At 65.7% G+C, this 19,768-nt stretch carries 20 protein-coding genes, 1 tRNA gene and 1 pseudogene; 10 read left to right on the top strand and 12 right to left on the bottom strand.

All coding sequences use genetic code 11. The annotated features are described in order from the left end of the window. Positions 1–35 precede the first annotated feature (35 nt). Positions 36–842, top strand: a complete 807-nt coding sequence (locus AU193_RS01440) for a carboxymuconolactone decarboxylase family protein (protein WP_064420649.1) — start codon at positions 36–38, stop codon at positions 840–842. Positions 843–965: 123 nt separating this feature from the next. Continuing rightward, a tRNA-Ile gene (locus tag AU193_RS01435) sits at positions 966–1,039 on the top strand. Between the two features lie 815 nt (positions 1,040–1,854). Here AU193_RS01435 and AU193_RS01430 read toward each other — a convergent pair. Then, positions 1,855–2,268 carry a hypothetical protein gene (locus AU193_RS01430; protein ID WP_064420542.1) on the bottom strand — a complete coding sequence of 138 codons (414 nt, stop codon included), beginning with the start codon at positions 2,266–2,268 and terminating at the stop codon, positions 1,855–1,857. A gap of 163 nt (positions 2,269–2,431) precedes the next feature. Between AU193_RS01430 and AU193_RS01425 the strand changes: the two genes are divergently transcribed. Next, positions 2,432–2,968 carry a TetR/AcrR family transcriptional regulator gene (locus tag AU193_RS01425; RefSeq protein WP_064420541.1) on the top strand — a complete coding sequence of 179 codons (537 nt, stop codon included), beginning with the start codon at positions 2,432–2,434 and terminating at the stop codon, positions 2,966–2,968. On the opposite strand, the gene AU193_RS01420 is transcribed toward AU193_RS01425, so the two are convergent. Genes AU193_RS01420 through AU193_RS01410 form a run of 3 tightly spaced genes read right to left on the bottom strand, consistent with a single transcriptional unit; the run spans position 2,958 to position 6,065 of the window. Further along, positions 2,958–3,458 (bottom strand): hypothetical protein, encoded by a 501-nt coding sequence (locus tag AU193_RS01420; protein ID WP_156425072.1) that lies wholly within the window; start codon positions 3,456–3,458, stop codon positions 2,958–2,960. The genes AU193_RS01425 and AU193_RS01420 overlap by 11 nt on opposite strands. A 27-nt stretch (positions 3,459–3,485) precedes the next feature. Continuing rightward, positions 3,486–5,657, bottom strand: coding sequence for an MMPL family transporter (locus AU193_RS01415; RefSeq protein ID WP_064420539.1), 2,172 nt, complete (start codon positions 5,655–5,657; stop codon positions 3,486–3,488). Positions 5,658–5,684: 27 nt separating this feature from the next. After that, complete coding sequence (locus AU193_RS01410) at positions 5,685–6,065, bottom strand: hypothetical protein (RefSeq protein ID WP_064420538.1); 381 nt, start codon at positions 6,063–6,065, stop codon at positions 5,685–5,687. A 132-nt stretch (positions 6,066–6,197) separates the two neighbouring features. Here AU193_RS01410 and AU193_RS01405 point away from each other — a divergent pair, with 132 nt between their 5' ends. Beyond that, the gene (locus AU193_RS01405) at positions 6,198–7,397 is read left to right on the top strand and encodes a sensor histidine kinase (RefSeq protein ID WP_064420537.1); all 1,200 of its coding nucleotides are present in this window, start codon (positions 6,198–6,200) and stop codon (positions 7,395–7,397) included. Between the two features lies 1 nt (position 7,398). Beyond that, positions 7,399–8,058, top strand: coding sequence for a response regulator transcription factor (locus AU193_RS01400; protein WP_064420536.1), 660 nt, complete (start codon positions 7,399–7,401; stop codon positions 8,056–8,058). Positions 8,059–8,105: 47 nt separating this feature from the next. On the opposite strand, the gene AU193_RS23775 is transcribed toward AU193_RS01400, so the two are convergent. The 6 genes and pseudogenes from AU193_RS23775 to AU193_RS01375 all read right to left on the bottom strand — a co-directional run bounded on the left by AU193_RS23775 (position 8,106) and on the right by AU193_RS01375 (position 11,735). Then, on the bottom strand, positions 8,106–8,414 hold the full coding sequence (locus AU193_RS23775) for a DUF732 domain-containing protein (RefSeq protein WP_371259122.1): 309 nt from the start codon (positions 8,412–8,414) through the stop codon (positions 8,106–8,108). A gap of 133 nt (positions 8,415–8,547) precedes the next feature. Further along, complete coding sequence (locus tag AU193_RS01390) at positions 8,548–8,859, bottom strand: hypothetical protein (protein WP_064420534.1); 312 nt, start codon at positions 8,857–8,859, stop codon at positions 8,548–8,550. Between the two features lie 256 nt (positions 8,860–9,115). Then, positions 9,116–9,550 (bottom strand): hypothetical protein, encoded by a 435-nt coding sequence (locus tag AU193_RS23410; RefSeq protein WP_064420533.1) that lies wholly within the window; start codon positions 9,548–9,550, stop codon positions 9,116–9,118. A gap of 197 nt (positions 9,551–9,747) precedes the next feature. After that, the gene (locus tag AU193_RS23770; protein WP_371259121.1) at positions 9,748–10,506 is read right to left on the bottom strand and encodes a DUF1460 domain-containing protein; all 759 of its coding nucleotides are present in this window, start codon (positions 10,504–10,506) and stop codon (positions 9,748–9,750) included. Next, a pseudogene (locus AU193_RS23765) lies at positions 10,480–11,397 on the bottom strand (lytic murein transglycosylase); the annotation flags it as partial. The pseudogene AU193_RS23765 and the gene AU193_RS23770, both read right to left, overlap by 27 nt. A 38-nt stretch (positions 11,398–11,435) precedes the next feature. Then, positions 11,436–11,735, bottom strand: a complete 300-nt coding sequence (locus tag AU193_RS01375; RefSeq protein WP_064420531.1) for a DUF732 domain-containing protein — start codon at positions 11,733–11,735, stop codon at positions 11,436–11,438. Between the two features lie 131 nt (positions 11,736–11,866). Here AU193_RS01375 and AU193_RS01370 point away from each other — a divergent pair, with 131 nt between their 5' ends. After that, positions 11,867–13,147: an acyl-CoA dehydrogenase family protein gene (locus AU193_RS01370; RefSeq protein WP_064420530.1), complete on the top strand. Its 1,281-nt coding sequence runs from the start codon at positions 11,867–11,869 to the stop codon at positions 13,145–13,147. Positions 13,148–13,184: 37 nt separating this feature from the next. Beyond that, positions 13,185–13,373 (top strand): hypothetical protein, encoded by a 189-nt coding sequence (locus AU193_RS01365; RefSeq protein WP_064420529.1) that lies wholly within the window; start codon positions 13,185–13,187, stop codon positions 13,371–13,373. Here the strand turns inward: AU193_RS01365 and AU193_RS01360 are convergent. Further along, positions 13,370–14,032, bottom strand: coding sequence for a TetR/AcrR family transcriptional regulator (locus AU193_RS01360; RefSeq protein ID WP_064420528.1), 663 nt, complete (start codon positions 14,030–14,032; stop codon positions 13,370–13,372). The genes AU193_RS01365 and AU193_RS01360 overlap by 4 nt on opposite strands. A gap of 54 nt (positions 14,033–14,086) precedes the next feature. Here AU193_RS01360 and AU193_RS01355 point away from each other — a divergent pair, with 54 nt between their 5' ends. From AU193_RS01355 to AU193_RS01345, 3 genes are all read left to right on the top strand, one after another. Further along, entirely contained in the window at positions 14,087–15,409 is a 1,323-nt protein-coding gene (locus AU193_RS01355; protein ID WP_064420527.1) for a glycosyltransferase, read from the top strand. A 216-nt stretch (positions 15,410–15,625) separates the two neighbouring features. After that, positions 15,626–17,269 carry a hypothetical protein gene (locus AU193_RS01350; protein ID WP_064420526.1) on the top strand — a complete coding sequence of 548 codons (1,644 nt, stop codon included), beginning with the start codon at positions 15,626–15,628 and terminating at the stop codon, positions 17,267–17,269. A gap of 71 nt (positions 17,270–17,340) precedes the next feature. Beyond that, positions 17,341–18,996, top strand: coding sequence for an alkaline phosphatase D family protein (locus AU193_RS01345; protein ID WP_064420525.1), 1,656 nt, complete (start codon positions 17,341–17,343; stop codon positions 18,994–18,996). Here the strand turns inward: AU193_RS01345 and AU193_RS01340 are convergent. Beyond that, positions 18,993–19,733 carry an SDR family NAD(P)-dependent oxidoreductase gene (locus AU193_RS01340; protein WP_064420524.1) on the bottom strand — a complete coding sequence of 247 codons (741 nt, stop codon included), beginning with the start codon at positions 19,731–19,733 and terminating at the stop codon, positions 18,993–18,995. The two genes, AU193_RS01345 and AU193_RS01340, sit on opposite strands and share 4 nt — an antisense overlap. Positions 19,734–19,768: the final 35 nt, after the last annotated feature.

Here is a 19,768-nt window from a genome sequence, read left to right as displayed (position 1 = left end):
ATGAGCTTGCCGATCGGATCGCCGGCTTGGTGGCGATGTCGTCGGGTGACAGCCGACGGGACACGCTGATCCGGTTGACGTGCGGCAGGTCGCTGTCGTTGCCGCCGCTGGCGGTGGAAGTCGACCTGATCGAAGAATCCACCGAAGCCGACCGGGTGGTGGCGGCGTTCGCGGAGCAGTTCGCGACGGATGTGTCCGGTATCGGCGACAACCAACGGAAGCGACTATTGGCGACCGTGGGCGACAACGCCTTTCGCACAGTGACGACGATCTTCATCGCGGACTTCGTGCCGCGGGTGTGGGCGGGATGTGAGGCGCTGGGGTTGGGCCGACCTGGCTACGTCAGCGTCGTCGAATGGAACCACGAGTCCGACCCCGTCGACGCGCTGCTCAACGGGTTCGCGCCGGCGGTGGCACGCTTGCGGTCGCTCGACCCGGTGACGGCCGAGATCGTACGGTTGCGGGGTGCGGCGCAGCACCACTGCCGGCTGTGCAAGTCGCTTCGCGACCGCGACGCACTGGACTCGGGCGGGTCGGAGGACATGTACGGGCAGATCGAGGACTACGAATCCGCCGAGAACCTGACCGAAGCGCAGAAGTCGGCGCTGCGGTACGTCGATGCGCTGATCTGGTCGCCGGCGAGCATCGGAGTGGAGGTGGCGGCGGGGGTGCGGCACCATTTCTCGGAGAAGCAGGCGTTCGAGCTGACGCTGGACGTCATGCGCAACGCGTGCAACAAGATCGCCGTATCGCTGGGGGCCGACGCCCCGCGGGTGGCGTCAGGCACCGACCGCTACTCGATCGGCGACGACGGGCAGCCGGTGTACGCAGACATCGCGTGACGGCCGCGGGAAGGGCACCAGTCTGGGTGCCCACCTCTGAGCGAAAGAATCGCTGGGAGCGAAATAGTCGCTGAGAGGTGGGCACATCACGATGTGGGACGATGGTTGCCGCGCAGCGCGCCGGGGGCGGTAGCTCAGTCGGTTAGAGCCGCGGACTCATAATCCGTTGGTCGCGGGTTCGAGCCCCGCCCGCCCCACGTCAGATGGTGTTTTGCCTTCACTTGGTGGCCAAGTCGGCGTTGAATACCGCGGTCGAGCAGTCCAGCAAGATCGGGGTGGATCCGGCCCCGGCTCCGCATCCGCTACGTCGACGCGGGCCCGCAATGGCCGCCGGCGCCGACGTCACCAGCAAAGCAGTACCGCGACCTGTGACCGCGCGCCGCGGTACCGCGGGTGATTCCGGTGCTGGCGGGGTCTGCGGTCGCAGCAACTGGCGAAAATCGGGAACTGGGTTCCTATGTGCCCTCAACAAGTGCAGCATAAGAGAGAGCAGTTTCGGAGTGGTCCGTGCTGTCTGGAACTAATAGGGGTGCGCCGTGAAGTTCAAGAACACCATTTTTGCGGTCGTATTCGCTTGCGCCTCGGGCTTCAGCGTTCTGGGACTAGGCGCGGGGGGTGTGGCCAATGCCGTCCCATCGCCTGTTATACCCGCCCCGGCAGGACCCGGCTGTGGCGTCATCAACGGCGTGCAGTTGTGCGGCTGTGACTCCGCTTTCGCCACACCCGGCATGGTGTTGTGCACGTCGGGACCGTCGCTGTCGCCGGGTTCGCTGTGGCCGGGTTCGCTCAACCTCGGGTCGCTCAATCTGGGGTCAATCTAGCGGGGTTTCGTCGTCGTGGGGGGCGCGCCCCGGGCGACTCCGGGTGTCGCAATCAAACCGATCTCGTTCGGCTTCCACCGGTCAGCGGGCCGTGCTGGTGACGGCATCAGCCGAGGGACGTCGGAGACCGCACGTCCGGCGTTTCCACCGCCTGTTCGTTATCATTCGGCGCTGCACAGTGTCGGTCCACGTCACCGAGACACCGTGCGCTCCATCAAGTACGGCGCGACCCTGCGGTGCGCGGGTCCGACGATGGTCCAAATCACCGGGGCCACCGGGTGCCTGAAGAAGACGAAGGTCGAGAGCACGCCACGGGCCGGCGTGACGCGGCGCAGCACGAGAACGCCGCGACCGATGGGTCCCTGCGCCTCCAACTGCACCACGTCGGGTTCGGACGTCAGTATCCGCCAGCCCAGCACGTGGTCGGGTGCCGCGAGTGGGCCCAATCGAAATCTCAAAACGTGTCGGTGCACCAATAGGACGAGCGATCGCAGCGCCGGCGCCGAGCGTTCCAGTGCGTCACGCATGAACTGTTCGGCTACCCGCGAATCCGACTCGGCCACTTCGACTTCGAACGCGTCCGCGTAATCGTACCCGCCTTCCACCAAAGGCTCGGCCGGGACAGGACGGCGGTGTGCCCGCGGTTTCTGGGTTGGAATTTCGGTTGGAGACATCGCCCCTCCCTTAGTTTTCTATACGTACCGTATATGATACGACGCTGTGAAGCCACGGGGAAGACCAAGAAATCCCGCAATCGACGCGGCGATCATGACGGCCGCGCGCGAGTTGCTCCTCGAGGTCGGCTACCCGGGATTGTCGATGGAAGCCGTCGCTGCGCGCGCACGGGTGAGCAAGCCGACTCTGTACCTGCGCTATCCGACCAAGTTGGCGCTGGTGTTCGAGGCGGTCTTCGGTAAGACGAAGGCGCTTTCCATCCCGGATACCGGTGACGTGGTCACCGACCTGCTCGAGGCCTACGAGTGGGCGGTCGCGGAATTCGCCGCACCGGAGGCGCGGGCCGCCTTGCCCGGCATGCTGGCCGATCTGTCGGCCAGCGCTGAGTCGACACGACTAGTTCGCAGTCGAGTGGTGGAGCCGGAATACGCGCGCGTCCATGACTTGCTGAAACGTGCCCAGCGGCGCGGACAGATTCGTGACGACTTCGACCTGTCGCTGGTGATCGACGCCTTCCTGGGCACCGCGCTGGCCCGGGCAACGATCATCGACCGTCCGCTCGACCGTGCCTTCGCGGCGCAACTCGTCGACCTCCTGGTGGGCGGACTCGCTCCACGCTCTACGCGCTGACGAGTCGATGGGATCCCCCGATGAGGCAGTAGCCGATAGCGCAGCCGAGAACAACGAACTTGACGATGGCGGCACTTCGAGCACGACGAGCATGCACGTCGACCTCTGAGCCATCGAGGACCTTGAGTAACGACACTCCCTCCACTGCGTCAGCCGCCACGGCCGGGATCACGACGGCGGTTAGAGCGGCGGGGTGCCCGCGCATGCGGCGGACATGCTCGAGCAGAAGCGCGGTCAGCGCGCCGTAGGTCGACATGTACCCGAAGTCCAGCCACAGCGACAACCGGGCGGCGCGCCGGCCGTCGGGGCCCCAGCGGGTCATGATCTGCGCGGCGCGAGTCGGGTTTCCCGCCAACTCGAACGGCACGATTCCCGGCCCACCGGTGAGTCGCATTCGCCGCTCGAGCCGCAGCATGACGGCGGTGTAGGCAGTGAAGCAGCAGGTCGCCATGGTGAGCGCCCCGCCGCGACGCGTGGTGCTGCGAGTCATGTGGCGCTGCATTCCCGGGTTGCAAGCTCAGCGAGTGGACGAAGTCGACGCCGGCTGGTCCGCTTCCTGTGGTGCATAAAAACCCCCTTCCGGCCTCCGCCGGTAGCGTTCCCAGAACCGGGCCAGCGGTGGGGGAGCCCACCAATTCCATCTGCCCAGCAGTGCCATTGTGGCGGGCACCAGCACCGCCCGTACCACGGTGGCGTCGATCAACAGCGCCACCATCATGCCCACGCCGATGAGCTTCATGAACACCAATCCGGACATCGCGAAGGCGCCGATCACCACGGCCAGCAGTAGGGCAGCGTTGGTGATGATCCGTCCGGTGAGCTGAACACCCGCGGCGACCGAGTGCGTGTTGTCGCCCGTCAGCCGCCACTGTTCGTGGATCCGCGACAGGAGGAACACTTCGTAGTCCATCGACAGCCCGAACAGTACGGCGAGCATCACCACCGGCTGGGTGGCATCGAGGAAGCCCTGCGACTCGAAGCGCAACAGCCCTTCCAGGTGGCCGTCGGCGAAGATCCACGTCACCACACCGAACGAGGCAGTCAGCGACGCAGCGTTCATCAGAATCGCCTTGACCGGCAACACAACTGAGCCAAACGCCATGAACAACAGGCCGAGCATCACCAGCGAGGCGAACACCGCCATCCACGGAAGAGTTCGGCGCAAGGAGTCGAGCAGATCGACGGTTTCGGCGGTCGTGCCGCCCACCAATGCGGTGGCATCGCCGGGAGGATCGATCGCGCGTAGCTGGTCGATGACCGCGCGGGACGCCTCGCTTTGACTGTTGCCGTTCCAGTGCACTTGGAGGAGCCGGTGATCGCCGTCCTCGGCTACCGGCCGCACCTCGACAACGTCGGGCACCTCAGCCAGGTCGTTGACGACCGCTGCCGCTTCAGGTTCGCCGGCGCGCTGGAGCACCACGGTGGCCGCGGAGGTTTCGTCTCCACCAAACTGACTGATAAGGGTGTCGGCCGCGCGGTGAGCGGGTGCATCGGACGGCAGGACGCGGTAGTCGATACCGCCCCAACTCGACGACAGGAACGGCCAACCAAGAGTTCCCAGCACGACGAGAACCACGAGCACCGTGACCATTGGTCGACGCATGACGGCGCGGGCCCACGTCGCCCACCAGGCACGTCCTTGCTCAACCGGTCGCCGACGAAAGACGCGACCGGCATCGATCCTGCGTCCGAGGAGCGTCAACACGGCGGGCAGGATCGAGAGCGCGGCGATCATTGCGACGAGTACCGCGGCGATGCCGCCATATGCCATGGATCGCAGGTAAACCTGCGGAAAGAAAAGCAGTGACGACAGTGCGGCCGCGACGGTGAGTCCGGAGAACATGACGGTGCGTCCGGCCGTCGCCAACGTTCGGTGAATCGCCGCGGGGACCGCATCGCAGTCGTCGCCGTGGGCGGCGGCGAGTTCTTCACGGAAACGGCCGACCATGAACAGCGCATAGTCGACGGCCAGACCCAAGCCCAGCAGAGTGATGATGTTGACGCTGAAGATCGATACCTCGGTGAACTCGGTGAGCAGCCGCACGCTGGCTGTTGCCCCGACGATCGCGACCACGCCGATCAAGGCGGGCATCAAGGCGGCGATCACGCTGCCGAAGATCAACAGGCACAGGGCAATGACGATGGGCAGGGAGTACACCTCGGCCCGCTTGGCGTCGGTGTCGCTTCGTTCCTGTGCATCGGCATAGACCGGCCAGATGCCGGTGAGCTGCGTGTCGAGCTGAGGGGAGCGAAGTTGACCCTCGATCCGCTCATAGTTCGCCATCTTCGCGTCTTGGCTGTCGCCGGCCAACGAGACGATCACCTGCGTGATCTGACCGTTTTGGCTGAGCAGCCGTAGGTCCCCCGTGTCGTAGTAGGTGAGCACCGAGGTGACCGCGTCACGGTCGAGCTGCTGGACTATCCGGCGCACCTCAGATTCGACCACTGGGGAGGTGGCCGGCGCCGTGGCGCTCGAGTACAGAGCTGACACATCCGCAGAGCGACTGCCGAAGACTTCCCGCTCAACCGTTGCGGCTCTTGCGGATTCACTGCCCGGGTTGTCGAAGCCCCCGGCGCTGAGGTGGTCGTAAACCTCGGCTCCGTAGACGCCGAGCGCCGCGGTTGCACATGCGAACCACACCACGAGCCATCGGGCTCGGCGCGTAACCAGATCGGCCCAACGTTGCATGGGTTGCCGCTTCGACGAGGCTACGTGTCACGCGATGGTTCTCTGCGCGGTGAGCGGGCCCGCGTAGAGATCGAGGATGCGCTGATCGCCGGAAGCGAGCGATCGCATCCGCACTGACCGGCGGGCCCCGGCCTCGAGCAGCCCAAACAAGCCAGGGTGAGCGGCGGCCAGTTCGGCGCGGACCTGCTCGGCGGGCACGTTGTCGTACTCGGCCTGGTCGAGTTTGGCGGCGAGCATTGTGATCCACCGTTGCCGCAACGACAACAGCAACCCTTCCTCAGTGCCGAACAGCCGGCGTACGTCGTCCGCCTTGTCGTCCAAGCAGAGCGCCGCCTCGCAATCTGTCGCGGCGCAGTCGATGAGATCGGCCATGAAGGCCATACGTTCATGTAGCAGTGACCATGTCATGACTCGACGTTATGAAGGCGGCGCTGTCCATCGCGTCGTGCCGAAGGCCGGTTTCCTTCTCCTACCGAAGGTGGAGCATGGTTCCTTCGCCAGACGGAGGTGGCTTGCTGCGAGCACTCTTAGAATGATGCGATGCTCCCGGCGGTGACGCGGAACGTGCGGGACGGGCTCAACAGACGCCGCGAGTTGATCCCGCTGGGCTTCACGTGGTCGTTCATCGTGTTGACCAACATCAGCGTGCTGTTGATCGTAATCGTTTCAGCGCTGCAGCGTCCGCGCTCTGACCTGCCCACGGCGCTCGTCGCGTTGGCTCTCGCACTCATCCCGGCGACGCGGTTCTTCGTGTTCGGCGTCAAGTACAGCGCATGGCTGGTGTGGGTGTGTTGGTCGACGGCGGCGGCGCTCCTGTTGTTCGTCACGGCCACTCCCATCGACGCCGACTTCGCTCCTGTCCTGCTGGTGCTGATGGTCGGCGATGTCGTCTCCGTTGCCGGTGTTCCCGTCGGGCTGTTGGCGACCGCGTCGGCGGCCGGCTTGCTTCTGGTGGCGTCAGCGACGCATCGGCTCGACGCGGCTGCGCTTTATCTGAGTTTCGTCGCCATGGGCTGGCTGGTCGGGTACTTGATGCGGGCTCAGCAGCGGCTCCTGCTCGAGCAACGGGAGGCGCACGCGGCGCTCGCGGCGCACGCCGTGGCAGATGAACGTCGGCGGATCGCCCGCGAGGTGCACGATGTCATCGCACATTCGCTGTCGGTGACGCTGCTGCACGTGACCGGCGCTCGTCGAGCGCTGCAGCAGGACCGCGACGTCGACGACGCGGTGGAGGCGCTCGAGCACGCCGAGAATCTCGGGCGCCATGCCATGACCGACATCCGCAGAACGGTGGGACTCCTCGACACCGCACCGATGACAATTGCTCCGGAGCCCGGCATCGACGACATAGCGCCTCTGGTCGACGGATTCGTCAAGGCCGGCCTGAAGGTCACCTCCAACGTCGGCGGACCGACCGGCCGGGTGTCGGCCGCCACGGGCCTGGCCCTGTACCGGATCACTCAGGAATCGCTGGCGAACATCGCCAAGCATGCCCCCGAGTCACGATCATCGGTGTCGTTATCGATCACACCGTCGACGGCGAGTCTCGAGGTCGTCAACGACATGGCAGACGTCCCTCTCTCCACTGTCACGTCTGAAGGCAGAGGCTTACGAGGAATGCGCCAGCGCGTCGAAACCTTGGGTGGGACAATTGATCTCGGCCCCCAGAACGGTTTCTGGCGCGTGCGGGCCGAAATCCCACTCAACGGCCGTGAGCGGCGACAGAGGTGTGGATCCTGACATGGACGTCGTGGAAATCACCGTCCTCCTTGTCGACGACCAGGACCTTGTGCGCTCGGGGCTACGCCGGATCCTGCGCCGCAAAGACGGCTTCATCATCGTCGCCGAATGTTCCGACGGTGACGAAGTTCTCGACGCCGCGGCCGAGCACCGGCCCGACGTCGTCGTCATGGACCTGCGAATGAAACGAGTCGACGGTATCGAGGCCACTCGAAGGCTCACCGATCGCAACGGTCCGCCGGTGCTGGCGCTGACCACGTTCAATGATGACGAACTTCTGGCGCGGGTGCTGCGCGCTGGAGCGGCGGGATTCGTCCTCAAGGATTCCTCAGCCGAAGAACTGATACGCGCAGTGCGCGCGGTCGCCAGGGGTGACAGCTTCCTCGATCCGGCGGTGACCGGTCGCGTGCTCAGCACATACCGCAACGCCGTACACCCGCCGCGCACCCATGACGCCGCCTCCGAGCTGACGGCGCGCGAACGCGACGTGCTCACACTGATCGGAAAAGGTATGAGCAACGCCGAGATCGCGAAAGAGCTGTTCATCTCGACGGTGACCGTAAAGAGCCACCTCAGCCACATCTTCACCAAGCTCGACCTGCGGGACCGTTCTGCCGCAATCGTTTACGCATACGACCACGGCATCGTGGTGCCCAGTTGAGCCTGGGTGCAACATTGCAGCGGCAGCGGCACGAGGAGCCGAGAACGTCAGTAGGACCGGTCTGAAGGAGTCGGGGGGCAGAACGTGCGAATCGAGAGCGCCGCGAAGATAGTGTTCCGAAGGTCGTCCGGTTCCCAGCCGGTTCCCGATCGAACAATTCCCCCCTGGATCTGTTCAAGCGGCATTCCTTGGTCCACGTATTGGCAGACGTATCTGCCAGTCTTGATGAGGTATTGCGCAGTGTATGGGCCGCTCTCCTGAGCAGGGCTATACATCCCTCGCTCGGTCAGCAGCGAGATGAACACTGCGTTCGCAGCAGCAGCATCCTCGCCGGGGTCTGCGTTTGCTACCTGCATTGGCACCACTGCGACAGCCGCTGCGACCAGTGCTGTAACGAGCGCCCTCATGACGCTAATCGTACGCCGCGAGATACTGGGGGTGTCCCCACGAGGCAGTTTGCCCGGACTCCCGGCACAACGCCACAAATCGTTATTCTTGCTGACGCGTGCGGATGAAGATGCCACCTATGGCTACCACTACGCCGACGCCGATTAGCACCTGAGCGATGATTTTCCTGCTTTCGATCTTGTCGCGGCATTCGCCCTCGATGTCGGTTCTTCCGAGAACGCCACGAACCAGTGCGTTCAGTTGATCTTTTTGAGCGGAGTAACTGAAGTCGGGTGAGAAGGCGCTACCGCATTTCGCGCTGTCGCCGCCGTCACTCGCTTGGATCTCCGAGGTACCGAAGAACAGACCGAACACGGCTAGACCGATCCCGACGATGATGGCAAATGGCTTCATGACGTCCCCCTACTACACATCCGGGGTGTGCAGGAACATTGATAGCCCAGCAACCTACGGCCCGAAGCGAAATGGAGATGATTCGTGTGAGAGCCGGTCCCTTTGGACTCGATTGACCCGGATCGACGTGAATCGTCCGGCTTGACGACGCGCTAACCGCAACCGACCGTGACCATGGTTCGATGATCCGTTGGTCGCGGTTCGAGCCCCGTCCTCCCAGCGTAGATCGTCTGGTGAAGCGGCGACGTCCTAGCGGCTACGGGTAGTTCGGGCGCGGGAACTCTTCGGTATCGGCTTCGCCGTGTTGTCGGCGAGTCGCCTGAGCCCGCGCCTCGACCGCCTGGGCCCGCGCCTCGGCCGCCTGCGCTCGCGCTTCGGCGGCTTCTGCTTGCGCCCACAACTGTGCGGCGCGAGCTCGTGCTTCCGCAGCCTCTGCACGCACTCGCTCGTCGGACCGCCACCCCGGCGAACTCGGATCGTGGTGTGCGCGTCGTTCCGCGGCCACCTGGGCCTGGTGTTCGGCCTCTTCCTGCCGCCCCGCCCACACCTCGACGAGGATGAGAGCCGCGGTGCCGAGCAAGAGTAGCGGCACGAAAAAATATGGGTACAGCGCCACCCCGGCCAAGCCGATGATTGTCAACGGCACCGCGAACACGCCGACAGCCCACGGATACCGCTCGGCGAAATCCACGACCCGCGCCCGGATCGCGACCCCCCGCTCCGCCCATCGACGGAGTTTCGCCCTGCTAACGACGTTGTTCCACGACCACACGATCTCATCCCCTTGTGGAGACGTTGACGCTTCCATTGTGACCGAAGTCGAGCATCCTGATGGGTGCGACGCGGCAATTGTCCGCTGCGGATTCAGAGATCAGGCCAGCGTCGAACCTATTGAACCGGGCGCAGCACGACCGCCCCCGGGACGGTTCGGAGGTAGTCGAACAGCGGGGTGTCCACCACCCTCTGATCGGAAGGCAGCGACGAGGCGTTCCGCAGCATCGGTCCGTTCGGTGTGTCGACGAAGATCCCGACGTGCGTGACGTCCAGCCCCCCGTCGTCGGCATACGCCCCGATGTAATCGCCGGTTCGGAGTCCGCTCACCACGCCGTTGTCGAACTGCACACTCGGGATGTAGGTCACCGTCCGGGGAACGACCGGCAAGCCGGGCAGGTATACATCACCGGAGTCCTTCTGGTTCAGGTTCTTGTGCACCTGAACGGCATTGGGGCTCAGGGTCGCGGTGATGTCGTTCGCGACGGCGGATGACCCGGCGGCCCAGTCGGTGAAGAAGTGCTTCCGGTTGGTAAAGCCGACGACACCGTCTTTGTAGCGAACCTCGGTCAGCGCAGCGATGAACTCGTCGCGGTTGCCCGCCCGTTTCAGCGCTTCGACGTAATCCGCGTATGTGAAGCAGTCGACCCGCGACAATTCGACCACCAGATTCTCCGGGTCGGTCGCCGAACCGACGAGTGTGTCTGCGCCGTAGGGAGTTCCGAGGAACTCGCGTGAGATGGCTTCGGCCCGCTCCGGCGCTCCTGCGCCGTTCCTGGCGGCCAGCATGCGCTCGAGTATCTGCGAGCTCTGCTCGGAGATCAGGACGTCGGGCGCGGATTCCCGCGTTGAGGCGAGGTAATTCACGGCCGGGATGGGAGTGGTCTCGGCGTACCCGACCGGTAGGAGCACGTCACCGGCCGTTGTCAGGTAGTAGACCTCCCACCGGTGATAGGTGTCGAAGCCGGCGGGATCGGCGGCCATGACGGCGGCGTAGTCGTGGATGGCCCGCACGTAGTTGTTCGAGTTGTTGTACCGGTACAGCGCGTAGTCGCGGTCTCGCGCAAACCCGTTGGCGGACAGGTAGCGTCCGGCAGCCATGATGCTGTCACGAGGCGAGTGAATGTCCCCGCCCGCACCGTAGGCGGCGAAAGTCGACGGCATGAACTGCATCGGCCCCTGCGCACCCGCCGTGCTCACCCCGGCGACGCGTCCGAACGCGGTCTCGACGAGATTGATCGCCGCCAGATAGTGCCAAGGCACGCCGAACTCGGATTCCGCCTGGCGGTAATAGGTCATGAGCTCGTCCACAGGCGTGGGCGGAACGATCCGCCACGCGGGCAGCGTGTCATGCGGCCGGCTCATCACACCGAGTTCACGCCGCGCGTGCACGTTGTGGTCGTAGATCTTCAAGAACTCCGGCGCAATGCGTGGGCGCACCGTCGGATCCCACTCGGGATGTCGCGCTATCGCCCGGTACGCCGCCTGCTGCCTCTGGGCGGCCGCGTTCTTCACCGCCTCGGTCGACGACGGGTCCCGCAGCGCGCGTTCGTCGACGACGAGATCGTCGGCGATGCGCACCGGATCGGAGGCCAGCTCTCGACGAGGTGCCTCGGTTGCCGGTGGTGGGACCGCGGGGGCCGGCGCGGCGGACGACGCGGGCGGTGTCTGCGGCTTGTCGGAATCCGAGCACCCGACCAGGGCGAACAAGATCATGCCGACGCCCGCAGCGGCAACGATCCTGGCGGCGGCGAGACGGGCATTCATTGCCGTCGGAGTCTAGCGCCGCCGACGGCGCCGGCGGGTCACGCTAGCTTGGGCTCCGGACAAAGGTAGAGCCGAGCACCGGCCACGATGAAGTTCGACAGCGTCTCGTCCTTGGTCGCGATGTCCAACTTCTCGGCCACGGCGGTTGAATCCGCACCGCGGGCGAACTGCGCGCATGCGTCCCGGGCGAGGGTGGTCAGGGTCGCGCAGTCACCCGTGAATCCCACCGACGCCATACTGCGGCACAGGTCGTCCTCGGGCGATGCGGCAGCGTGTGGTGCGGCCATCAGCAGGCCGGCCGCCGCCGCCAGAAGCGCTGTGAGCGCACGCGTAGTCATGTCACGTCCTTCCTAGCGTTCGTCTACCCGCTTTGGCATGCGGCACGCAGGATCGGCTGGAGATCGAGATTGCGGCGTTATCGAGGCGTGAGTGCTGGGTCTCGTCACGGGCGTGGTGACAGACTGCGAACATGGCGTGGGATTTCAGCACCGAACCGGAGTTTCAACAGAAGCTGGACTGGGTCAAGCAGTTCTGCGAAGAGAAGGTCGAACCTCTCGACCACGTGTTCCCGCACGCGGTGCGCTCACCCGATCCGGCGGTCAAGGCCTACGTGCGCGAACTTCAGCAGGAGGTCAAGGACCAGGGCCTGTGGGCGATCTTCCTCGACAAGGAGCTCGGTGGGCCCGGCTACGGGCAGCTCAAGCTCGGCCTGCTCAACGAGGTCATCGGCCGCTACGCCGGCGCCCCTCACATGTTCGGCGCCTCAGCACCCGACACCGGCAACATGGAGATGCTCGCCGCCTACGGCACCGAGGAGCAGAAGCGACGCTGGCTCGAACCCCTGCTCAACCAGGACATGTTCTCGGCCTACTCGATGACCGAACCGCAGGGCGGCAGCGACCCCAACCTGTTCAAGACCCACGCCGTGCGTGACGGCGGCGAGTGGGTGATCAACGGCGAGAAGTGGTTCACCTCGGCCGGCCGTGTTGCCGACATTCTGTTCGTGATGTGCACCAACGGGATGTTCGTCGTCCCGCGCAAGACGCCCGGCGTGGAGATCATGCCCGAGCCGCGCAACCACAACCACATCGTCTACCGCGACGTGCGCGTGCCGCTCGACCATCTGCTCGGGCCGGAGAACGGCGCGAAGGTCTTGGCGCAGCGTCGACTCGGCGGCGGACGAATCCACCACGCCATGCGCACAATCGCGCAGTGCAAGCTGGCGTTCGACATGATGTGCGAGCGGGCGCTCAGCCGCGAGTCGCACGGCAAGATCATCGCCGAACACCAGATGGTGCAGGAGAAGATCGCCGAGTCCTACGCGATGATCAAGATGCTGCGCCTGTTCGTCCTCGAGACCGCGTGGAAGATCGACAACACCTCGACGCAGGAGGCCCGCACCGAGATCGCCGCGGTGAAGTTCACGATGGCGAAGGTCTTACGCGAGGTGTCGTTCAACGCACTGCACATCCTCGGGTCGCTGGGCACCACCGACCTCACCCCGATCCAGGCGATGTATGCCGCCGCCCCGACGATGGGCATCGCCGACGGCGTCGACGAGGTGCACAAGGCCACCGTCGCGCGCCGCGTGCTGCGCGACTATCAGCCGCACGAGGGCGATTTCCCGACGGAGTTCCTGCCCTACAAGCGGGAGCAGGCACGACAGAAGATGCAGCCCGTGCTCGATGCCCGCCCCGAACTTGCGGCTGCCGCCGAGGCGTATCAGAAGTATCTGTCAGGGCGCCGCTGACGGCTTCGCGACGGGTGCGCTCACCTAAGGTGAAGGCATGCGGTTCGCCATTGCCCTGCTCGGAGTGATCGTCGCGCTGTTCGGTCTGCTTTTCACCCTCCAGGGTTTCGGTGTGGTCGGCGGCAGCCCGATGAGCAACACCACCACCTGGTCGATCCTGGGCCCGATCATCGCGCTGATCGGTATCGCGCTGGCGGTGGGCGGTTTCCGCCGCCGTAAGCCTTAGTTCTCGACAGGCGCCCGGAACACCGTCTCGAGGAGCATTCGCCGGCACCAGGACCGGTACGCGTCCACACTCCAGCCGTCCCGCTGGGTCATCCGCAGAAACGACTCGATGCTGCCGAGCACTGCTGCTGTCTCGACGAGTTCGTCGAATGGAACATCGGTGCGCAGCCAACCGCGACGCGCGAAGTGCTCCAGGACCCGAGAGAACTGTCTGTTGATACTGGCGATCAGGTCACCGAGGTACCGGTCCAACTCGGGATCGGCGTTCGCGCCTCCGATGAGTGCGGACGCGAGGTCCGCCGATCGTTGATGCACATCGATCTGCGCGGCTATGACCAGGTCGACCGCCTCGTCGAAGTCGTCTGTGGCAAGAATCCTGCGGCCGATGTCGAGATTGAAGATGTCATCCTCGCCGACGGCGCCAAGTGCGGTGTACTCGATGGCGGCGATCAGCAGCGCCGCCTTGGGTCCTTGAGACTGGACGGTTTCAGCGGAGACTCCGGCCCCGGCGGCGATCTTGGCGAGCGTGGTGCGCGCATAGCCGTCCGCGGCGAACAGCGTCGCGGCGGTCGAGACGATTCGATCTCTGGTTGCCTGCGCCTGCTGCCTGCGCAGTTCGGATTGATAGGAGCGGGGCCGAGACATTGACTTGGGTGTCACAGTAATGAATACTAGCTCACCAGATCGAATTCTTCGGATGGGCGGGGGCCCGCAATGGCATCGATCATCATCGCTGGGTTTCCGGCGCAGGGTCACGTCGCACCGCTTCTGACGCTTGCCAGGAACTTCGTGGAACGCGGTGATGACGTTCGCTTCATCACCGGCTCGGGATTCGCCGAGAAGGTGCGCGCCACCGGGGCTCGATTCATCGCACTGCCCGCCGAGGCGGACTTCGGCGAGCAGCCTCTTTCGGAACGGTTCCCGGAGCGTGCGCGGCTGAAGGGCGTTCGCGCGGTGGCCTTCGATGTCGAGCACGTCTTCGCCCGGCCGGCCAAAACGGAATACGAGTCGCTGACCGCTACGCTCGCCGACCAACCCGCCGACATCGTGTTCGCCGATCCCGCTTTCGTCGGCGCCGCCCTTCTGCTCGGGCTCCCACGTCCCGCGCGCCCCGCGGTGGTGATGTGCTGTGTGATCCCGCTCTGCATCGAGAGCCGCGACATCGCGCCGTTCGGTTTGGGGCTGCCGCCTGCGCGTTACCTGAACCGGGCCCGCAACACCGTGCTGGCGGGCGTGCACCATCGGATTCTCAAGGGCGCCAACGGAATCATCAATGACCTCCATCGCGAAGTGCACGGAACGGATATGCCGGGAAGGTATCCGAACTGGGGTCGGCGGGCGGACGCGCTGATTCACTTCACGGTGCCGTCATTCGAATATCCGATGACCGATGCGCCTCCCACCCTCCGGTTCGCGGGGCCGCTCTCGGCGACGGGTTCACAGGCGCCGCTGCCGCCTTGGTGGTCCGACCTCGGCGAGGCCCGGCGCGTCGTACACGTCACGCAGGGCACGGTGGCCAACACCGATTACGACCAGGCGATAGGTCCGACGATGCGCGCGCTCGCGGATGAGGACGTCCTTGTCGTGGTGGCGACGGGCGGTCGTCCAGTGGACACTCTGCCGCCACTGCCCGCGAACGCGCGTGCGGCGGAGTATCTGCCGTACGACGAGCTGTTTCCGCGCACCGCGGTTTTCGTCACCAACGGCGGTTACGGTGGCGTCCAGTACGCCCTGCGGTACGGCGTGCCGATCGTCGCCACAGGCGGCAAGGAAGACAAGCCGGAGGTCGGCGCACGTGTTCAGTGGGCCGGCGTCGGTCGACGGATCAGAAGCGACCGGCCGAGCCCGCGCGCGCTGCGTCGCGAAATCCTGCGCGTGCTCGACGAGCCGCGATACCGACACACCAGCAGGCGCATCGCGGCTGAAATGGCCGCCTCTCCGGGCTTTGCCGAAGTTGCAGCAGTCCTGGAGGATCTCGTGCCCCGGCGGATCAGTGAATCCGGGCAGATAAGCCCTCCGGTCGCGCCCACTGCGTGAAAACCGCGTCGCGTCACTTCGTCGGCCGAGCGGAGATTGTCCCCCGCAATCGCGGGCGGGACTGACTGCATGTAACACCGGGGTGGTCCGCGCGATGAATTCTGTGAGGCCGGCAGCGTCGGGGGAGCGCCTCGGGGTGCTCGCTTCCGTCTCAGCGACGAACCGTGTCGCACGGCGTCCAAGCGCCAACCAGGCAGAGAAGGGAGTGGAGGCACGATGGGTGCTCCGCTGGATGAGTTCCGCAGGGATGTCCGGAAACGAGGTATCGCCGTCCTGGCGTCGGGAGCCGTGATCTCCCTGACCGCGCTGACGGCTGGGCTCGCACCGGCCGTCGCGCAGCCGGATTCCGACGACGTCGTGACGACGGTCGCCCCGGAACCCAGAGTCAGCGCTCCTGAGCCGGACGTGGCTGTGGAGCAGGAGACGTCGGTGCCGGAGCCGCAAGTGCCGGCCAGCCAGGTCGCGCCGCAGACACAGGCACCGCAGACGCAGGCACCGCAGACCCAGGCGCCACAGACTCAGGCACCACAGTCGCCTCAGACTCAGGAACCCCGGACCCAGGAGCCTGTCGTCGAGCCGGAGCCCGTTGCGCCTGAGCCGAAGACCAGCACCGCGGTCCAGCCGGCAGAGCCGTCGACGCCGACTGTCGAGCGGTCGACGCCAACCGAGCGGGCGCCCGCGACATCCGCGGCGCCGAGCACCAGCGGCGCCGCTCCGGCGACCAAGCCCGAGACCCGCGAACCGGCCGAACCGGGCAAGTCCACCGCGTCGTCCGCGGCGGTCGCACCCGCTTCCGACTCCGCGACACCGCCATCGAGTGACAAGACGGTGGCAGAGACGACGGCCGGCGAGGAGAGCGGTTCGGAATCCGACACCCCGTCCGTGTCGATCGAGAATGCCGCCAAGGAGATCGAGACGCTGGCGCCCGAGACGCTCGAAGCACCGGCCGAAGATGTCGCACTGGCACGCAACGCGAAGCCGGCTTTCGAACCGGAGCCTGCGCCCGCCCCCGAGCAGGACGTGGCCGCGTTCAAGCAGTCGGTCGACATGACGCTCGGCTTGAACGGCGCCGAAGCCAGCGCAAGCGCGAAGGTCGAATTCGAGGCCAAGCGTGACCGCGACTTCGAGTTGGTCAGCAATGTGCGTCAGTGGCGACCGGAGTGGATCGAGTACGACGAGTACTTCCGCCCGGTGCTGATGAACCCGTTCCGGGCGCCGGTGCGCATCGTCTACGTCTACGACATGCGGCCGCGCATCGTGTACATCCAGCCGCTGAGTCGGCTCGTGCTCGAGGCGGCGCGGTTCGCGGCCTACAGCTTCACCGCGGCCGTGCTGACCCCGGTGGCCGTCGCGGCCAACATCGTGCAAGCGGCCACCAACATCGCCGTCGGCAGCTTCTTCGGCGGCGGCTACTTCCCGGGCGTCGGCCTGCCGTTGCCGCCGCCTCCGCCGCCCGTCCTGCGCTACGACAACGTGCCGGTGTTGGTCAACTACTCCAACGCCCGTTACCAGCCGTTCCGCGTGCGGCAGATCGTCGACGTCGGCGAGGACCGGGTCTACGGCGGTCGCAAGGTGCTGCTCGACGGCGCGACCCCGGTCTGGGGTGAATGGACCCAAACCGCAAGCGGGGAGCGTCAATTCGAGGTCCGTAAGACCCAGCAGTTCCCCGGCTTGAGTGAACCGGCCGAGGCGCCGCTGCCCGGTGACTACCGGCTGCGGCTGGCGTCAGACGAGTCGTCGACCGGCGGTCTCACCGGCAGGGACATCTTCCTGATGGTCTCGGCGGGTGTGATCGGCACGCTCGGCTTCGGCGCCATCGGCCTGGCGTTCTTCCTCGGACGTCGACGCCCCGAACACTGAGGGGCGGTCGGCGCACCGGGAAAGTCGTCACCGCCGCGACATCGCCGTCGATAAGGGTGCATGATGGGGCGATGCCCGAGGTTCGCGTGGGTCCCCTGCTCCGCCATGTCGGCAAGGCCGACGCGACCATCTGGGTCGAGACGGACGAACCGTGCACGGTCGAGATTCTCGGCAACCGCGCGGACACCTTCGAGGTCGAGGGTCACCACTTCGCGATTGTCTGCGTGACCGACCTCGACCCCGACAGCGAGCACCCCTATGAGGTGTATCTCGACGGGGAAAAGGCATGGCCGCCACGGGGATATGACTATCCGCAACCGCGGATCCGGTTGATGCCGCGCGACGGCTCGCTGCGGCTGCTGTTCGGGTCCTGCCGCGCCTCGGCCCCGCATCACCCGCCCTACACCTACCAGCACTGGTGGCACCCCAAGGGGAAGGGCATCGATGTGCTGCGCACATACGGGATGCGAATGCTGCGCCAGCCGTCGGCGCTGTGGCCCGACGCCCTGCTGATGATGGGTGACCAGCTCTACGCCGATCAGGTGAACGACACCATCAAGGATCTGGTCGCCGACCGCGAAGTACACGCCAACGGCCCGGTCGAGGTGCTCGAGGACTTCGAGGAGTACTGCATCGGCTACTGGGACGCCTGGGGCGATCCGGTCGTGCGGTGGATGCTCTCGACCATTCCGACGTCGATGATGTTCGACGACCACGAGATCAACGACAAGTGGAACACCTCGCAGGCTTGGCTCGATGAGAAGCGTGAGACCGACTGGTATCAGACGCGGATCATCGGCGGGCTGATGGCCTACTGGATCTACCAACACCTCGGCAACATGTCGCCCGACGAACTGGCCAAGGACCAGACGTTCCAGCGCGTCATCGAGACCAGGCAGGGGTCCGAAGCGGTTCGCGAACTAGCGCAGATGGCCGAAAAAGACGACGGGGTTTCACATTTCAGCATGTGTCGCGATCTCGGCACGGCACGGCTGATTGTCGTCGACGCTCGCACCGGCCGCCAACTCAAGCCCGGACGGCGCCAGATCACCACCGACGAGGAATGGGACTGGATCACCGCCAACGCCGACGGGAACTACGAGCACCTGCTGTTCGCCAGCTCGCTGCCGATCCTGCTGCCCTACGGAATGCATCACATCGAAGCGTGGTCGGAAGCCGTGGGCGACGGCGCCTGGGGACGACGGCTCACCGGGTTGGGGGAGAAGGTACGCATTACCGCCAACCTCGACCACTGGGCCTGTTTCCAAGAGAGTTTCCGGCGCTTCGAGGATCTGGTCATCGACGTGGCGAGCGGAAGGCGCGGTCGGGCACCCGATTCGGTCGTGCTGTTCGGTGGCGATGTCCACCACTGCTGGGTTTCGGAGGTCTCGCTAGATGACGCTGTGCCCGACGAGCCGGCCAGGCTGGGCACCAAAGTCTGGCAGGTGGTCTGTTCGGGACTGCGCAAAGAGACATCCGCGGTCGAACGGGTCATCTTGCGGTTGGGCCACACCGGCTTCGTCGAGAGCGTCGGCAACGCGCTGGCGAAAACCGCGAAAGTGCCCAAGCCGCGGCTCCGATGGCGTTCCGTCACCGAGCCTCATTTCCGCAATCAGGTGGGGACGCTGGAAATCGCGCGCGGCGAGATGGGCGTACGGATCGAGAAGGTCACCGGCAGCTGGCGCAAGCCGCACCTGACCACCGTCGTCGAGCACAAGTTGCTCTAGCCGGCGCCCTTGCCGTTGTCGACGCGGTACACCGCACCGTGGATCGCGGCGGCGTCGTCGCTGGCGAGGAACGCGATGGTCTTGGCGACGTCGACGGTGTCCATGAAGCCGCGCGGCGACGCGATGCGCATGATGAGGTCCCAGTCGGCGTTTTCGGGCGCGGAGAACTCGGTGGTCTGGGCGGTCGGCATGCCGCCCGGACAGACCGCGTTCACCCGCACCTTCTCTTTGGTGTACTCGACGGCCAGCGCCCGGGTCAGCCCGACGAGACCGTGCTTGGCCGCGCAGTAACCCGCCGAGTACACCTCGCCCTCCACGCCGGCGATCGACGAGACGTTGACGATGTTGCCCGCGCTCTGGCGAAGATGCGGCAGCGCGGCACGACACAGGTAGAACGGCCCGTGCAGGTTCACGGCGAGGTCGCGTTCCCACTCCTCGTCGGTCACCGAGGTGGTGTGCCGCATCTGGTGGAAGCCCGCCACGTTCACCAGGACGTCGAGTCGTCCGAACTCCTCGACGCACCGGGCGACGGCTTCACCGCACGCCGCCGACGACGTCACATCCACCGACGCGAAGCGGCCGCCGGGCACGGCCTCGAACACCGACGCCATCCGCTCGGCGTCGCGCGCGATTCCGAAGACCGTGGCACCCCGTTCGGCGAACAGTTGCGCGACCGCGGCGCCCAATCCCGCTGAAGCGCCCGTCACCAGTGCGACCTTGCCCCTGAGTTGCGTCATGGTTCTAGACCTTCTCATGGCGTCGGCGAGCGAGA

Origin of the sequence: Mycobacterium sp. GA-1285, assembly GCF_001499905.1 — a bacterium.
Lineage (GTDB): Bacteria > Actinomycetota > Actinomycetes > Mycobacteriales > Mycobacteriaceae > Mycobacterium.
Note: the sequence above shows the minus strand (reverse complement) of the source record. Positions and strands in the feature narration are given on the sequence as shown.

Excerpts from the sequence above, each read along its gene's own strand:
- AU193_RS01440 (WP_064420649.1), top strand. The coding sequence starts at position 36 with ATGTCGTCGGGTGACAGCCGACGGGACACGCTGATCCGGTTGACGTGC.
- AU193_RS01425 (WP_064420541.1), top strand. The coding sequence starts at position 2,432 with ATGACGGCCGCGCGCGAGTTGCTCCTCGAGGTCGGCTACCCGGGATTG.
- AU193_RS01420 (WP_156425072.1), bottom strand. The coding sequence starts at position 3,458 with ATGACTCGCAGCACCACGCGTCGCGGCGGGGCGCTCACCATGGCGACC.
- AU193_RS01415 (WP_064420539.1), bottom strand. The coding sequence starts at position 5,657 with ATGCAACGTTGGGCCGATCTGGTTACGCGCCGAGCCCGATGGCTCGTG.
- AU193_RS01410 (WP_064420538.1), bottom strand. The coding sequence starts at position 6,065 with ATGACATGGTCACTGCTACATGAACGTATGGCCTTCATGGCCGATCTC.
- AU193_RS01405 (WP_064420537.1), top strand. The coding sequence starts at position 6,198 with ATGCTCCCGGCGGTGACGCGGAACGTGCGGGACGGGCTCAACAGACGC.
- AU193_RS01400 (WP_064420536.1), top strand. The coding sequence starts at position 7,399 with ATGGACGTCGTGGAAATCACCGTCCTCCTTGTCGACGACCAGGACCTT.
- AU193_RS23775 (WP_371259122.1), bottom strand. The coding sequence starts at position 8,414 with ATGCAGGTAGCAAACGCAGACCCCGGCGAGGATGCTGCTGCTGCGAAC.
- AU193_RS01390 (WP_064420534.1), bottom strand. The coding sequence starts at position 8,859 with ATGAAGCCATTTGCCATCATCGTCGGGATCGGTCTAGCCGTGTTCGGT.
- AU193_RS01375 (WP_064420531.1), bottom strand. The coding sequence starts at position 11,735 with ATGACTACGCGTGCGCTCACAGCGCTTCTGGCGGCGGCGGCCGGCCTG.
- AU193_RS01370 (WP_064420530.1), top strand. The coding sequence starts at position 11,867 with ATGGCGTGGGATTTCAGCACCGAACCGGAGTTTCAACAGAAGCTGGAC.
- AU193_RS01365 (WP_064420529.1), top strand. The coding sequence starts at position 13,185 with ATGCGGTTCGCCATTGCCCTGCTCGGAGTGATCGTCGCGCTGTTCGGT.
- AU193_RS01355 (WP_064420527.1), top strand. The coding sequence starts at position 14,087 with ATGGCATCGATCATCATCGCTGGGTTTCCGGCGCAGGGTCACGTCGCA.
- AU193_RS01350 (WP_064420526.1), top strand. The coding sequence starts at position 15,626 with ATGGGTGCTCCGCTGGATGAGTTCCGCAGGGATGTCCGGAAACGAGGT.
- AU193_RS01345 (WP_064420525.1), top strand. The coding sequence starts at position 17,341 with ATGCCCGAGGTTCGCGTGGGTCCCCTGCTCCGCCATGTCGGCAAGGCC.
- AU193_RS01340 (WP_064420524.1), bottom strand. The coding sequence starts at position 19,733 with ATGACGCAACTCAGGGGCAAGGTCGCACTGGTGACGGGCGCTTCAGCG.